Genomic DNA, 14838 nt, shown 5'->3' on the forward strand with positions numbered 1-14838 from the left:
GCCCCGGCTGGTGTCCCCACCAGCCGGCGACAATTTGGAATGCATCCATTCAGATATCTTGAAGCAACAATGATGCTTAACTACGTAAATTTACTTAGATTAATGCGATTTCGATCAAAAGTTGCAGGTGTTTTAGTCGATTTTCGGTTACTCCTGACAAACATCCTCGCTGGTATGCCTTCAAAATAAAAATTCGCTTTAGCTGATGATGCGCTAAATAATTCTTGTAAGACTGTTTGATATCATCGGGGTCATCTTTACTCTCCTAGAATTATGGTACAGGAATATTAAAATAAGATATAATCGTATTTAAAAGCTATACTCAGCGCCTGATAAAAATGTGCAGAGGGTCGTAAGCTAAAAAAGTAAGCACCTTTGAAAAACCACTCTCAAAAGATGCTTACAAAATTAGAGATGAGTTCCGAAGAACTTGAAAGACTAAATTATAAAAGATACCATTATCCCTGTCCCCTTGTTCAAAAAAGACTGCATGCTATTTATACAAAAGCAGTTACCGGCTTTTCTAATGCCCATGTACTTAGGTACTATCGTTAGGGTACACTGTAACAGCATTCGCCAATGGATCAATGACTATTTAGCCTATGGTCTTGATTCACTTTTACAAATAAACTACGGCACTAATACCAGTATACCCGAACAGCAGGCAGGTAGCATTATGGAATCTTTCACTACCCAACCGCCCAGAAGCATATCGGAAGCTGCTTTACGGGCAAAAGCGCTTACCGGTGTTGAACGTAGCCCTACCCGTTTGCGGACTTTTATTAAACGACACCAATTCCGGTTCTTCAAAACAGGACATATCCCCGCTAAAGTAAATACCACACAATAACAAAACCGGGTAAAGAAATGCTGAAACCCGTTATCAAAGCCGCACAAGATGGTGAAGTGCACTTGTTTTGTTCATAGATGCTGCACACTTCATATTGCAGCCGTTTCTTTGTTGCTTGTGGTGTATAGCAAGAGTATTTATAGAAGCATCCCCGGTCGTAACCGGATCAACGTTTTGGATAATGCCAGGTATCAACATTGTTTTGTGGTAAAAACTTTTGCCAGGTCACTGGGTATTCATCTGCTATTTCTGCCATCGTATTCACCTACTCTTAATATGATAGAATGGCTTTGGAAGTTCACCAAAAAGAAAATCCTGTATGCCTATTACTATGATTCGCCTGCAAAGTTCCATTACGCAATTACTAATTTCTTCCAAAATATTAACCAAACTTCAAACAATAAGCTTCAAAAACTACTTGCTCTCAACTTCCAATTTCCTGATAAAAATATTGCACATTTTTATGCAGCGTGAAGTATAAAAAGCCCGGTTCCCTGTATTTTGTGAACTATCTCCACCGCTTGTTCCTTTGAAAGTGAGAACGGGCTTTTTTTCAGCATATAAACTGTTCAAAGCTATTTTTACACCTGCAATATAATTAACTTTCTATGTGCCATTAAGCCCATGGGTTTCTACCACTATCTTATCCACCACCGGCTTGCCGCAAATTCTGCGAGTTTCCCTATACAAAAACAGGGTGTACAACCGTTCTATAGCAGCGGTAAAGCAGGAACCGGAAATCAGGTGTGGAAAGAAAATCATCTTTACCTGTCTTTTTGTACGAACTTTTAATGCCGGATCAACCGCTAACAGGGAAAATTTTATCAATTAAATATACAATATAGCCGGAACTTTGTAAACGCTTTGAATAAAATAACCATATTTTTGCGTCATTATCATCCTTAATGAAAAAGGTATTCGCAGTCATATTAACCCTTATATATATCAGCACTTCTACCGGTGCTACCCTGCACATGCATTATTGCATGGGTAAACTCGCTGACTGGGGACTTCTCGGACAAGCTAAAACTGATACCTGCGGCAAATGCGGCATGGAGAAAAGTGATAGCGTTAATAATGGATGCTGCAAGGATGAGCATAAAACCATAAAAAGCGAAACAGCCCCCCAGGCTACCGAAGTCAGTCTCCAGATCATACAGGCGCTGTCATCAGCCTTACCTGTTTCCTATTTTGAAACGCCAGCGATAGCCCTTTCTTCCATTACAGAAGCAAACCCTATAAGCAACGCTCCCCCACGGGGCGCCGGCACAGCTATTTATAAACGCAACTGCGTTTTCCGTATTTAATATTTTTCCCTCTTATTGAGCCGGGCAATACACTGCCAGGCTAAAGGTTTTTCTGCCGCCTCCTTATTCTTATTCGTTTATTCCAAAATTGAAAGCGGATCATTCCCGGCATCATTAATAGCTAAATAACAAATAGATGGTACATCGTATTATAGAATGGTCGTTACGCAACCGGTTTATTGTACTGGCATTGGCCGCCGCCTTGTTTGTATGGGGCACGTTTTCAGTAAAGCATAACCCGGTTGATGCCATTCCTGACCTTTCAGAAAACCAGGTGATCGTTTTTACAGAATGGATGGGGCGTGGTCCGCAGCTAATAGAAGACCAGGTAACTTATCCTTTAGTAACCAACCTGCAGGGCCTTCCTAAAATTAAATATGTGCGGGCTTCTTCCATGTTTGGCATGAGCTTTATTTATGTCATTTTTGAAGATAATGTAGATATATACTGGGCAAGAGAAAGAGTGCTGGAACGGTTGAGTACTATTTCCCGAAACCTTCCGGAAGGGGTTAGCCCGCAATTAGGCCCCGATGGCACCGGCGTTGGACATATACTCTGGTACACATTAGACGCTCCCAGCCTTGACCTTGGTGAACAACGGGCCCTGCAGGACTGGTATATAAAGTTTGGTTTGCAAAACGTAAAGGGGGTAAGTGAAATAGCTTCCTTCGGCGGCTTTCAAAAGCAATATCAAATTACAGTAGATCCCAATAAGCTTTTATACTACAAGCTGGCCGTAAATAATGTAATCAGCGCGGTAAGGGCTAATAATAACGAGAGTGGCGGCCGCAAATTTGAGCTAAGTGATATTGGTTATATCGTTAAAACATCGGGATATTTAAAATCAATAGAGGAAATTGAAAACATACCATTAAAAACACAAAATGGCATTGCGGTAAAAGTGAGCGATATAGCTTCGGTACAAATGACCGGTGAAACAAGGCTGGGAATTTTTGACCAGAATGGCGAAGGAGAAAAAGTGGGCGGCATTGTAGTAATGCGCTATGGCGAAAACGCGGCGGCTGTTATTGAAAACGTGAAAGCAAAAATGCTGCAAGTAGCTAAGGGGTTTCCGGAAGGGGTGAAATTTGATATTGTATATGACCGGGGCGAACTCATTAAACAATCCATTTCTTCTATTAAAAGAACCCTTATTGAAGAAATGATCGTGGTATCACTAATTGTTATCGTTTTCCTGTTTCACTGGCGCAGCGCTTTAAGCATTATTATCCAAATCCCCATCACCATCGCTATCAGTTTCATATTATTAAACGCCTTTGACGTTTCTTCCAATATCATGTCGCTTACCGGTATCGCACTGGCTATTGGTGTTATTGTAGACAATGGAATTATCATGAGTGAAAACGCGTACAAACACCTGGCAGACCGGTATGCCAGTTGGGAAAATGAACAAAAAAAATCAATCCAATCATGATCTGGCGCAGAAAAAATAAAAAGAAAAAAGAAAACTGGATCACCGAAGCAGAACGGTTGGCCATTATTGAAAAATCGAGCAAACAGGTATCGAGAGGCGTTTTTTTTGCCACGGTGATTATCATTACTTCATTTCTGCCTGTATTTATGCTGACGGGCCAGGAAGGAAAATATTTTCACCCTGTAGCTTTTACCAAAACGTTCATCATGATCGTTGATGCCATTTTGGTTATAACACTGGCGCCTGTATTAATTTCCTTTTTTATGAAAGGAAAATTCAGACCCGACAAGGCAAACCCTGTTAACCATTTTCTGGAAAGGATTTATGAACCCATTATACGGTGGGTAATGCAATGGCGAAAAACAACGCTTGCGGTAAATATACTGGCATTACTTATTTCCATCCCCCTGTTAAAAAGCCTTGGAACGGAGTTTATACCTCCGCTTGATGAACAAAGTATTTTGTTTATGCCCGTTACGCTGCCCGATATTTCCAATGCGGAAGCAAAGAGAATATTACAGGTGCAGGATAAGATCATTAAATCGGTGCCGGAAGTTGATAATGTTCTGGGGAAGGCGGGGCGTGCCAGTACAGCAACAGACAATTCCCCCATCAGCATGATTGAAACCATCATTCTTTTAAAGCCGCATAAGCAATGGCGGGAAGGCATTACAAAAGCAGACATCATCAAAGAGCTGGATGCCAAATTACAAATCCCGGGTGTGGTGAATGGTTGGACACAGCCTATTATTAACCGCATCAATATGCTTTCAACAGGTATCAGAACAGATGTGGGCATCAAAGTATATGGACAGAATTTAGATACGATTGCCTCGGTTTCAGAAAGGGTGAAAAGCGCGCTGGAAGGTACCACCGGCGTTACGGATTTATATGTGGAACCTATCACCGGTGGAAAATATCTTTCTATTGATGTTCGCCGGGCCGACTTGGGCCGGTATGGTTTAAATGTAGATGATGTAAACCAAACCGTGGAAACTGCGTTGGGTGGATCACCCATTGGACAAACGGTAGAAGGCCGCCAGCGCTTTTCCATTAATGTGCGGCTGGCGCAGGACTACCGGAACAGTGTGGAACAAATAAAAAGAATTCCATTGCAATCAACAGGCTTTGGTGAAGTGCCGCTAAGCGCTGTTGCCGATATAAGGTTCGAAGACGGACCACCAATGATCAGTTCTGAAAACGCTTTGCTGCGTGGCGCTGTTTTATTTAATGTAAGAGGCAGGGATTTGGGAAGCACGGTGGAAGAAGCAATAGAAAAGCTAAATAAACAAAAAGGAATTTTGCCCGAAGGATATTTTATTGAATGGAGCGGACAGTATGAAAATTTAATCCGGGGGCAACAAACCCTGATGTGGATTGCGCCCATTGTACTGATCATTATCTTCTTCTCTTTATATTTTGCTTTTCATTCCGTTCGTGAAGCTTTTTTAAGTCTTATCACCGTTCCCTTTGCATTAATTGGAGGAGCTTATATTATTTATTTCTGGGGTGTAAATCTTTCAGTGGCTGTAGCCGTAGGCTTCATCGCATTATTTGGTATTGCGGTAGAAACGGGTATTGTTATGGTTATTTATCTCAACGATGCGATGCAGCAACTCATAAAACTAAAAGGTAACTCAAGTGAAACAATCACCAGGGCTGATCTTAAAGCGTATGTCATTCATGGTGCGGCAAAAAGGCTAAGGCCTAAGATCATGACGGTTTGTGTTTCGCTCTTTGGACTGGTGCCGGTTCTTTGGTCAACAGGCGTTGGCGCTGATGTAATGAAGCCTATTGTGCTGCCGATGATTGGCGGGGTGTTTACCTCCGCGGTGCATATACTATTGGTAACACCGTTAATTTTTTTAATGTCGAAAGAATATGAATTACGGAAATACGGAAAACTGGAGGTATATGATGTACAACATTAAAACATGGATGGGGGTATTATTAATACTTCCTGTGTGTGCATTTGCACAGCAAAAGGAAGTATTATCCCTGGCGGATATCATTCAAAAAATTGACAGTAATAATATCCTGCTTGAATCGTATGCGTTAAAAGCTGAAGCCTACAAATACAGCGCCGATGCCGCCACCGCCTGGATGCCGCCAATGGCAGGCGCAGGAACATTTATGACCCCTTACCCGTTTCAAAAAACAATGGATGGCGGAGATAAAGGCTCCATTATGCTGCGCATAGAACAGGAAATCCCCAACCGGTGGAAGCTGCAGGCGAAAAAAAAATATACCAGATCACTCGGAAATATTGAAACAGCCACAAGAGATATTACACTGAATGATTTCAAAGCACAGGCAAAAAGGCAATATTTCGACTGGCTCATTGCCTTGCAAAAAATAAAAGTTATAGAAGCCAACGAAAGCGTGCTGGTAACCATGAAAAAAATTGAAGAAGTAAGGTACCCTTATAACCAGTCGCAGTTAAGTTCGGTGTACCGTGCGGAAGCGGAAATTGAAAAAAACCGCAATATGCTTTTGATGCCACGGGGAGATATCGCCAAAGCAAAAGCCTATCTCAATTCCTTAATGAACCGCGCGGGTGTGCAGGAGTTTATTATTGATACTGCTTATGAGCCATCTTTTATGGCTTCCGGCGCGTATGATACGGCAGGTCTTGCTGTTCAGCGAAAAGATATTGTACGAATGAATGAAAGCATTCGTTCCATGCAGTATAATATTGAAGCCATGAAACTGGAAAAGAAACCGAATTTTCGTATCCAGCTCGATCATATGTCCCCATTATCTTCCATGATGCCGCAGGCGTATAGTATTATGGGTATGGTAACCATTCCTATTGCGCCCTGGTCAAAAAAAATGTACCAGTCTGAAATAAAATCCATGCGGCTTAATATACAGGCTATGCAAAAGGAAAGGGCTTCCATGCTGCAGGAAGCACAGGGTATGTTGTACGGTATGCAGGCCCAGATACAAACCATGCAGCAGCGTATAAAATCAATAGAAAAAAAGGTGATTCCAGCCCTGCAAAAAACCTTAGACGCCAGTTTTTTAACTTACCAGGAAAATAAGCTTACCCTAACTGTTGTACTGGATAACTGGGAAGCGCTGAACATGATGCAGCTTGACCTGCTGGACGAAAAACAAAAACTATATCAAATGATCGTTGATTATGAAAAGGAACTATTCAAATAAAATACTTATCCTGCTGCTATTGCTGTTTACTGCTTTTTCCTGCAGCGAAACAAAGGAAAGCAATCCCGCGATAACCGCGCATCAGCATAACAACGAAGGGAAATACACCTGTCCTATGCACCCGCAAATTATTCGCGACAAGCCGGGTACATGCCCCATTTGCGGAATGGACCTGGTACCCATGAGCAGCTCAAATGAACTGATCGTTGACAGTAATTTACTGCCATTGTTAAAGCCGGTTAATGAACAGGTTATTTCTACTATGCCCACCATTACTGCCGAAAGCGGAACAAAAATTCATTCCGTGCCGGTGCAGGGAATTATTACCTATGATACAAGGAAGCAGGTTAGCATCTCCAGCCGGGTAGCCGGCAGAATTGAAAGCATGTATATCAAATACAATTTTCAACCCGTTAGCAAAGGGCAGTTGATCATGGAAATATATTCTCCCGACCTGGCAGCGGCCCAAAGAGAACTCATATATATTAACAACAGTGATAACAATGCTGCGATGCTGCAAAGTGCAAAACAGCGGCTTAGTTTGCTGGGCATGCAGCCGGCGCAAATAGCACAGGTAATTAAAACAGGAAAGCCCTTATACCGGGTGCCGGTATACAGCAATGTTAGCGGGTATATTGTTGAAAAAAATGTAGCTAATCAAGGGGTAGCATCATCATCTTCTTCATCTTCAGGCGGTATGAATGCAATGGACGGCGCGGCTTCAACAGCAACTACTGTTACCCGGCAGCCGGTTGTTAATCAAACGCCGGTTGTTACAAAAGAAGGACAGTATGTAAGCGCCGGGGAAGCCATCTTTACCATTTATGAGGCAAACAATATGATAGCGGCGTTTTCTTTGGCGCCTCCATTAGCAGCACACATTGAAAAGGGGCAGAAGTTGATTTTTCATACCGTTGCCAACGCTAATGATATAAAAACCGGAATCATTGGTTTGATAGAACCTGTTCAGCGAAATGGCGAGAACTTTACCATTGTTCGCGTGTATTTACGTAACACTGATTTACAACCGGGGCAGCTGCTTACGGCGAATATTCCTATAGTAACAACAGGAGCTTACTGGCTGCCTGAAAATGCAGTGGTACAATTAGGAAGAAAAGCGGTTGTATTCAAAAAAGAACATACGGTTTTTATTCCAAAGGAAGTGCAAACCGGTATCCGGGCAAATGGAATGGTGCAGATCATAGATAATATCGCTGGTTGGCCAATCGCAAAAAATGCAAGTTTCTTAGTAGACAGTGAAAGCTTTATTCGTTTTACTTCAAACCAGTCAAAATGAAACCTAATATAAAAATCATATCCGTTTGCCTATTGGCTTTAACAGCTATCCTTTGGCTGGCTTCCTGCAAAAGCAAAGAGGCGGAAACGCATACGGGAAGCGGACAGCCACAAACGTATACCTGCTCTATGCACCCGCAGGTGATCAGCGACAGGCCGGGAACCTGCCCTGTTTGTGGAATGGATCTTGTACCTTTTGATAAGTCAAATGTATCGGATGTACTTACACTCAGCGAACCGCAGCGGGCACTGGCAAATATAACAACGGATACCATCAAAACAGGTTCATTTTCTTCTTACAGACAATTGAACGGAAGGTTGGCAGTAAACCCTGAACAAACGGAATTTATATCGAGCCGGGTGGCAGGCAGAATTGACATATTGTATATTAAGGAAACCGGTGTGCCGGTTAGCAAAGGACAGCCCCTGTATAAAATTTATTCCGAGCAGTTGGCTGCTTTACAACAGGAATATTTAATAGCGATAGCCCAGGCAGCACAATTTCCGGAAGATAAAAAATTTCAACAGTTGGCTGAAGCGGCAAAAGAAAAATTGCTTCTGTATAACCAGAGTGAAAGCCAGGTGCAGCAGTTGAAAAACAACAAACAAACCAACCCTTATGTAATCTATGCTTCACCGGCTAATGGTGTGGTGTCTGAATTGCTGATAACCGAAGGGCAGTATGTAACAGAAGGCACTTCCATCATGCGCATAGAAGGGTATCAAAACATTTGGGTAGAAGCGGATTTGTATCCCGGCGAAGCGCGGCTTGTAAAAAAAGGAGATATAGTAAATGTAATTATTCCGGGGTACGAAAATGAAGCGTACAAAATGAAGATTGAATTTATTGCTCCCGCATTGCAGGCTGCCAGCCAGTTATTAACGGTGAGGGGAAGTATTTCCAATAAGCAAAATGAATTAAAAGCAGGCATGCAGGCTATTGTTGAACTGCCCGTAGCCAATTCGTTTAAGGCAGTTACGCTGCCGGTAGATGCCGTGATCCGTGATGGCAAAGGCGCGCATGTGTGGCTGGAAACGGGTATTGGAAAGTTTGAACCCAGAATGGTAGCAACAGGCGCTGAAAATTTTAACCGGGTAGAGATTACCAAAGGTGTGGCGGAAGGTGATGTAATAGTGGTATCGGGAGCGTATCTCTTATACGGCGAGTTTGTTTTAAAAAAAGGTAAAAATCCAATGGCAGCACATCATCATTAATCTATTTTTCTACACATTTAAAAACTAAAAACAATGCAACATTTATTAAAAACAATCATCCCCTTCGCGGCAGCAGCCCTTCTTTCATCCTGTGCAGGTAATGGAAATGCAGAAAAAAACAGTGGTATGGAAGCGAATCATGATCACGCCGCAATGGAACAAACTACAACCACAGCGAATACAAAACCGGTTTTAAAGAATGATAAGCTCAATGCCGTATATCAGCATTACATTCATTTAACCGCGGCGCTTACCAATGGCAATGAAGCCGAAGCCAAATTAGCCGCTAATGCCATAGAAGCAGGGGCCAAGGAAGTAAATGGCGCAACAGCGATTGTATCTTCCGCCGCAAAAATTACCACGGCTTCCGGTATAGAAGCGCAAAGAAAATGGTATGAAGTGATGAGTAATGATATGATAGCGTTGGTAAAGCAGGAAGGTTTATCGAACGGCGAATTGTATATTGCGTATTGCCCCATGGCCTTTAACGATAAAGGCGCCTCGTGGATTAGTGGAAGTAAAGCAATACGTAATCCTTATTTCGGAGAAAAGATGATCAACTGTGGCGGAGTGAAAGAAACGATTAATTAAACCAATCGCTTTATTATAGCCACATCACGCCCCATTTTATTGATGCCTGAAAAATAATATTATGAACCATACACAGCACAGCCATCAGCATCAAGCCTATACCTGCCCCATGCATCCAGAAGTAATAAACCCGGGACCAGGAAAATGTAAAAAATGCCGAATGGATTTAATTCCTGTAATGCATGCAGGCAATACCGATCCGTTGCGCCATGCACATCAGCATCATGAAGCGGCGGCAAACAATGTACACCAGGGGCAGGAAGGGCATGGCGCTCATGATAAACATGCCGGACACCATACCCATGATTTTTTGAAACGTTTCCGGGTTTGCCTGGCAGTTACTATTCCGATATTATTATTGTCGCACATGGTTCAGCAATGGCTGGGTTTTGAGATACGATTCCCCGGTCACAAGTATGTGTTGCTGGCGCTGAGTACGTTTATTTATATGTATGGCGGCATGCCTTTCCTGAAAGGTATGGTGGGCGAAATAAAGGACAAAGCGATTGGTATGATGACGCTGGTGGCCATTGCTATCAGCGTGGCATTTATATACAGTGTAGCTGTTGTGTTTGGTTTAAAGGGAATGGATTTTTTCTGGGAACTGGCAACCCTGATAGATATAATGTTGCTCGGCCATTGGCTGGAAATGCGTTCGGAAATGGCGGCTTCAAAAGCATTGGAAAGCCTGGTGGCATTATTACCATCAACCGTGCATGTAGAAAGAAATGGGGAAGTTGCAGACATTAGTTTGAAAGAATTGCGAAATGGTGACAGGGTACTTGTTAAGCCCGGAGAAAAAATTCCTGCTGATGGAATAGTAACAGATGGGCATTCTTACGTGAACGAAAGTATGCTCACCGGCGAAAGCGTGCCGGTGAAAAAAGAAAAAGATCAAAAGGTTATCGGCGGTTCTATCAATGGAGACGGTGCGTTGAAACTGCAAATTACAGCTACCGGTAATGACAGTTATCTGAACAAGGTAATTACACTGGTTTCTTCGGCCCAGGCTTCCAAATCTAAGACACAAAACCTGGCTGATAAAGTAGCCAAATGGTTAACGATTATATCTATTACAGTAGGTGTTATCACTTTTATTTTTTGGTTCAACAAAGAAAATGACCTCGCTTTTGCATTGGAGAGAATGGTAACGGTGATGGTAACGGCTTGTCCGCATGCATTAGGTGTAGCTATTCCCTTAGTGGTTGCCATATCTACCAGTTTATCCGCCACACATGGTTTATTAATCCGCAACCGCACTGCATTTGAATCAGCCAGAAATATTACCACCCTAATCTTCGATAAAACCGGAACGCTTACCAAAGGCGTTCACGAAGTAGAAAGAATAATTTCGCTGGATAACAACATTACTGAAGATGAACTTTTACGATATGCCGCTTCGGTGCAGCAACATTCTGAACATCATATTGCGCATGGTTTGACCCGGAAAGCAAAAGAAAAATCTTTACAACTATGGCGGGTCGAAAACTTCAGCTATATACCGGGTGTTGGTGTAAAGGGTACGGTTAATGGAAAGCTGGTTATTTCCGCAGGACCTCATTATTTCAAACAAAACAATCAGCCTGTTCCTGCTACACCTTCTTCTGTTGAGCTGAGTGTTGAAACGATTAATTACCTGCTTATTGATAATCAGCCTGTGGGAATTTTCACGCTGGCAGATTCCATACGTGAATCATCTGCGGAAGCGATTGCTGATTTGAAGCAAATGAATATCAAATCTTATTTGCTTACGGGGGATAACGAAAACATAGCCAAATCAGTAGCTGAGAAGCTCAGGATGGATGGTTATTTGGCCAATGTACTGCCTCATGAAAAACAGGAAAGACTGAAAGCATTTCAGGCCAAAGGCCACATTGTTGCCATGACCGGCGATGGGGTGAATGATGCACCTGCTTTGGCCCAGGCGGATGTAGGTATTGCGGTTGGTTCAGGTACCGATGTAGCCGCAGAAACAGCCGATGTAATTTTGGTAAACAGCGATCCCAAAGATGTGGTTGGCATGATCGCTTTTGCCAAAGCTACTTATAACAAAATGATCCAAAACCTTATTTGGGCGGTTGGTTACAATCTTATCGCTATTCCGCTGGCGGCTGGTATTCTTTATCCCAAATTTGTGCTCAGTCCGGCTATGGGTGCGGTGCTGATGTCACTAAGTACTATTATAGTGGCTTTCAATGCTCAATTATTACGCAAACAGTTCAAATGAATGATACAAAATCAGCCCGCACATAATAGTATTGATAACCGTTTGCAATACCTGAGATAAGGACTGACAGCAATTATACATACTAAAAATCCTGCCACGCTTAACGATTAAACGCGGCAGGAATAAATTGCAGACCAGCATTTTCTATGATTGCACCCGGTAAACAAATTCATCAAGAATAATTTCTGTAACGCCGTTGTGCTTTACCACGCTTAATTTTGTTGGATACCAGCTTGTTTTCTGAACCCTGGCTGGCTGGGGAATGCTCCTTGTATAATTAGCGTTATTCTTTAAAAACTCCAGCGTTATCATTGGTTCGTAAAAATTAACTTTACCATCATATGAGCCATAGATAAAGGTTTGGGTAAAAGGCTGACCATTGAACTCACCTGAAGCAGGATCAACCCAATGTGCGCCCATTTGAGGAACGCCACCCCCGGCATTAAAATACGCAGGAGGTAAATAATCTGCAGCCGGAGCGTTATCAAATTTATCTTTCGCCATTTCATATGCAGGAATAGCAGCAACCTCCTCCGGTGTCATCATATAAAAATGAAAATCAAAATGTGGCTTTCCATATATAGGTTCCGGTTCATGACCGATCGGGTTCCAGCCCATACCTACATAATAAAATGGAAGCATTCCTGCTTTAGGATGAAGTTGTAAAACCCAGTTATTTTCCATATTGCCATGGTCATGATTAGCCTCACCACCACTCCCAACAGGAACGCTATTGAGCGCCGCGTCTGTTAAACTAACGGCTAAACGTAAAGGAGCCCCATTTTTATCCAATTGTATCCATGTTGATGCTTTGCCATTATGCACCTGAACTTCAGGTCCTTTAAAGATTCTGTTTTTTTCATTGTCGTTGTCTTTTTTACAGGAACTGAATAAAGCAGTTAACGCTAAAGAAGCGATTAAAAAAAATTTCATGATTAATATTTTATTGATTTTTGATAACACAAAGATGGTTTAATCACCTGCTTTTAGAAATGGAATAGTAAACCAATTGATTAAAATGGCGAATGAAATGTTACAACGCTAAGCTTCCTGTTGCGTAATCCTGATATCAAATCCAAATACACTTCCCTGGCCCGGCTGACTTTTTACCCAAATTTTACCCCCCATTGCCTCAATAAATTCTTTGCAAATGGCGAGGCCGATGCCCGAGCCTTTTTTGTCTGATCTGCCCGGAATTTGAAAATAGCGTTCAAAAATCCTGTCCAGGTACATTTCATCAATACCCATTCCACTGTCGGTAACGGCAAAAGTAATAGCATTGTCCGTTCTTTTTACATCAATAAAAATAGTGCTTTCGGAGGGGGAGTATTTTATGGCATTTGTTAGAAAATTATTTAAAACCCAGCTTACCTTATCAGCATCTGCTTTTAGTTCAGGAAGATTTTCTTCTACCTTTTTTTCTACTTTTATTTTCTTCTCTTTCGCTGTTACACTTACTGCCATCACCGAGTTTTCAACCACCTGGTAAAGATTGACGGACTGGATGTTTAATTGGATTTTTCCGGTTTCCACCTGCGACATATTCAGCAATTCACTTAATATCCGGAGCATGCGCTGGTTAGCATTTTTAAGCTGCCCTATCAACTCCTTTTGGTCTTCCGACAGCTGCCCCACCCGGTCATCTTCCAGTAATTTAAGGCTAAAATCGGAAGCGGCTAAAGGCGTCTTTAACTCGTGGGAGATGGTAGCGATAAAATTTGTTTTCGCTATGTCCAGTTCTTTAAAGGAGGTAATATTCTGAAGCGCAATTACTTTACTGCTGGAACCATCCTGTGCAATTTCCATGATTTCCTTGATAAAATAATTTTCCCTGTTATCTAAAATGATCTTAAAAGGCAAACTGCCTTTCTCTTCTAACAAAAAACGGAACAGGTCATTCCTTTTGGTAACATCACTTACGGGCTTGCCCACAATATCCTTTGCCTGCATACCCAACAGGTACAATGCCTGGTCATTGGCAAATAAAATAACATCGTTTTTATCTATCCCTATACTGGCTTCCTTAAGGCTGTTGATTACAGCTTCCGCTCTTGTTTTTTCAAATATAATTTTATTCAGATTACTGCTTTCAAAATACTCAAGCCGCTCCGCCATATCATTAAAGGCATCGGCCATCTGGCCAAATTCATCCTTTCGGTCCAGGTGTATCCGGTGATGGTAATTCTTTTTCCCTATCTCCTGTATACCCTTAGTTAAAGCATTTACAGGAGACGTTAACACCGAAGGAAAATTAACAGAGAAAGTAAATCCCACAAGGAAAACAATAGCGGCTATAAGCGATATATAAGTGAGGGCATTATCGGCTGTATGATTTGCTTTATGATTTTTGATTTCTATGGCAGACATATTCAACGACAAGATATGCTGAATGCTATTGCGGATACCCCTGACAACGGAAAGAGAGCTGTCGCCCGAGCGATAGCGATTAAAATAGGCCCTGATGGATGCTGAAGCCTGAAGCTCTCCGGGCTCCGTAACATTTGTTTCCTGAAGCTTTAATGCACTGTCAAACCGTAACAACGCGCCGGCCGAATTAATGCCTGTACTGTCCAATGCCCTTTGCATCGAATGGCAATATTCAAGGGATTCATAGTTGTCCTTTAATATCAGCTTAGCGTCATTCTTTAAACGTACCAAATGATAGATACCTACCCCGCCTGAAAGCAGAAGCAACAAAAACAGGAACGAAGTTCCCAGGCGTATCTTCCCTTTTACAGTACTTGCCATT

General features: G+C 42.2%; 13 protein-coding genes. 10 read left to right on the forward strand and 3 right to left on the reverse strand.

The window, feature by feature from the left end:
- The first annotated feature begins 490 nt into the window (after positions 1–490).
- Complete coding sequence (locus tag VL121_RS14380) at positions 491–850, forward strand: hypothetical protein (RefSeq protein WP_325406495.1); 360 nt, start codon at positions 491–493, stop codon at positions 848–850.
- Positions 851–898: 48 nt separating this feature from the next.
- Positions 899–1324: a transposase gene (locus VL121_RS21720; protein WP_414635423.1), complete on the forward strand. Its 426-nt coding sequence runs from the start codon at positions 899–901 to the stop codon at positions 1322–1324.
- Between the two features lie 132 nt (positions 1325–1456).
- On the opposite strand, the gene VL121_RS14385 is transcribed toward VL121_RS21720, so the two are convergent.
- Complete coding sequence (locus VL121_RS14385) at positions 1457–1678, reverse strand: hypothetical protein (RefSeq protein ID WP_325406497.1); 222 nt, start codon at positions 1676–1678, stop codon at positions 1457–1459.
- 77 nt (positions 1679–1755) lie between these two features.
- On the opposite strand from VL121_RS14385, the gene VL121_RS14390 reads away from it, so the two are divergent.
- The 8 genes from VL121_RS14390 to VL121_RS14425 all read left to right on the forward strand — a co-directional run bounded on the left by VL121_RS14390 (position 1756) and on the right by VL121_RS14425 (position 12089).
- Complete coding sequence (locus VL121_RS14390; RefSeq protein ID WP_325406499.1) at positions 1756–2157, forward strand: HYC_CC_PP family protein; 402 nt, start codon at positions 1756–1758, stop codon at positions 2155–2157.
- A 136-nt stretch (positions 2158–2293) separates the two neighbouring features.
- A complete protein-coding gene (locus tag VL121_RS14395; protein ID WP_325406501.1) occupies positions 2294–3592 on the forward strand; it encodes an efflux RND transporter permease subunit in 1299 nt (432 codons plus the stop codon).
- Positions 3589–5523 (forward strand): efflux RND transporter permease subunit, encoded by a 1935-nt coding sequence (locus VL121_RS14400; RefSeq protein WP_325406503.1) that lies wholly within the window; start codon positions 3589–3591, stop codon positions 5521–5523. The genes VL121_RS14395 and VL121_RS14400 overlap by 4 nt, the downstream gene beginning before the upstream one ends.
- Entirely contained in the window at positions 5507–6760 is a 1254-nt protein-coding gene (locus VL121_RS14405) for a TolC family protein (protein ID WP_325406505.1), read from the forward strand. The genes VL121_RS14400 and VL121_RS14405 overlap by 17 nt, the downstream gene beginning before the upstream one ends.
- Complete coding sequence (locus tag VL121_RS14410; protein WP_325406507.1) at positions 6738–8057, forward strand: heavy metal-binding domain-containing protein; 1320 nt, start codon at positions 6738–6740, stop codon at positions 8055–8057. The genes VL121_RS14405 and VL121_RS14410 overlap by 23 nt, the downstream gene beginning before the upstream one ends.
- Positions 8054–9271, forward strand: a complete 1218-nt coding sequence (locus VL121_RS14415; protein ID WP_325406509.1) for an efflux RND transporter periplasmic adaptor subunit — start codon at positions 8054–8056, stop codon at positions 9269–9271. Before VL121_RS14410 ends, VL121_RS14415 begins: the two co-directional genes overlap by 4 nt.
- Positions 9272–9304: 33 nt before the next feature.
- Positions 9305–9862, forward strand: coding sequence for a DUF3347 domain-containing protein (locus tag VL121_RS14420; protein ID WP_325406511.1), 558 nt, complete (start codon positions 9305–9307; stop codon positions 9860–9862).
- Between the two features lie 109 nt (positions 9863–9971).
- Complete coding sequence (locus tag VL121_RS14425; RefSeq protein ID WP_325406548.1) at positions 9972–12089, forward strand: heavy metal translocating P-type ATPase; 2118 nt, start codon at positions 9972–9974, stop codon at positions 12087–12089.
- A gap of 144 nt (positions 12090–12233) precedes the next feature.
- Here VL121_RS14425 and VL121_RS14430 read toward each other — a convergent pair whose 3' ends face one another.
- Positions 12234–13022, reverse strand: a complete 789-nt coding sequence (locus VL121_RS14430) for a hypothetical protein (protein ID WP_325406513.1) — start codon at positions 13020–13022, stop codon at positions 12234–12236.
- Positions 13023–13130: 108 nt separating this feature from the next.
- Positions 13131–14837 carry an ATP-binding protein gene (locus VL121_RS14435; protein ID WP_325406515.1) on the reverse strand — a complete coding sequence of 569 codons (1707 nt, stop codon included), beginning with the start codon at positions 14835–14837 and terminating at the stop codon, positions 13131–13133.
- Position 14838: the final 1 nt, after the last annotated feature.

The sequence above is a fragment of the Agriterribacter sp. genome, from assembly GCF_035497235.1.
Lineage (GTDB): Bacteria > Bacteroidota > Bacteroidia > Chitinophagales > Chitinophagaceae > Agriterribacter.

Bases quoted from the DNA above. Each gene is read 5' to 3' on its own strand.
- VL121_RS14435 (WP_325406515.1), bottom strand. From the start codon at position 14,837: ATGGCAAGTACTGTAAAAGGGAAGATACGCCTGGGAACTTCGTTCCTG.
- VL121_RS14430 (WP_325406513.1), bottom strand. From the start codon at position 13,022: ATGAAATTTTTTTTAATCGCTTCTTTAGCGTTAACTGCTTTATTCAGT.
- VL121_RS14395 (WP_325406501.1), top strand. From the start codon at position 2,294: ATGGTACATCGTATTATAGAATGGTCGTTACGCAACCGGTTTATTGTA.
- VL121_RS14410 (WP_325406507.1), top strand. From the start codon at position 6,738: ATGAAAAGGAACTATTCAAATAAAATACTTATCCTGCTGCTATTGCTG.
- VL121_RS14405 (WP_325406505.1), top strand. From the start codon at position 5,507: ATGATGTACAACATTAAAACATGGATGGGGGTATTATTAATACTTCCT.
- VL121_RS14425 (WP_325406548.1), top strand. From the start codon at position 9,972: ATGCATCCAGAAGTAATAAACCCGGGACCAGGAAAATGTAAAAAATGC.
- VL121_RS14420 (WP_325406511.1), top strand. From the start codon at position 9,305: ATGCAACATTTATTAAAAACAATCATCCCCTTCGCGGCAGCAGCCCTT.
- VL121_RS14415 (WP_325406509.1), top strand. From the start codon at position 8,054: ATGAAACCTAATATAAAAATCATATCCGTTTGCCTATTGGCTTTAACA.
- VL121_RS21720 (WP_414635423.1), top strand. From the start codon at position 899: ATGGTGAAGTGCACTTGTTTTGTTCATAGATGCTGCACACTTCATATT.
- VL121_RS14380 (WP_325406495.1), top strand. From the start codon at position 491: ATGCTATTTATACAAAAGCAGTTACCGGCTTTTCTAATGCCCATGTAC.
- VL121_RS14390 (WP_325406499.1), top strand. From the start codon at position 1,756: ATGAAAAAGGTATTCGCAGTCATATTAACCCTTATATATATCAGCACT.
- VL121_RS14400 (WP_325406503.1), top strand. From the start codon at position 3,589: ATGATCTGGCGCAGAAAAAATAAAAAGAAAAAAGAAAACTGGATCACC.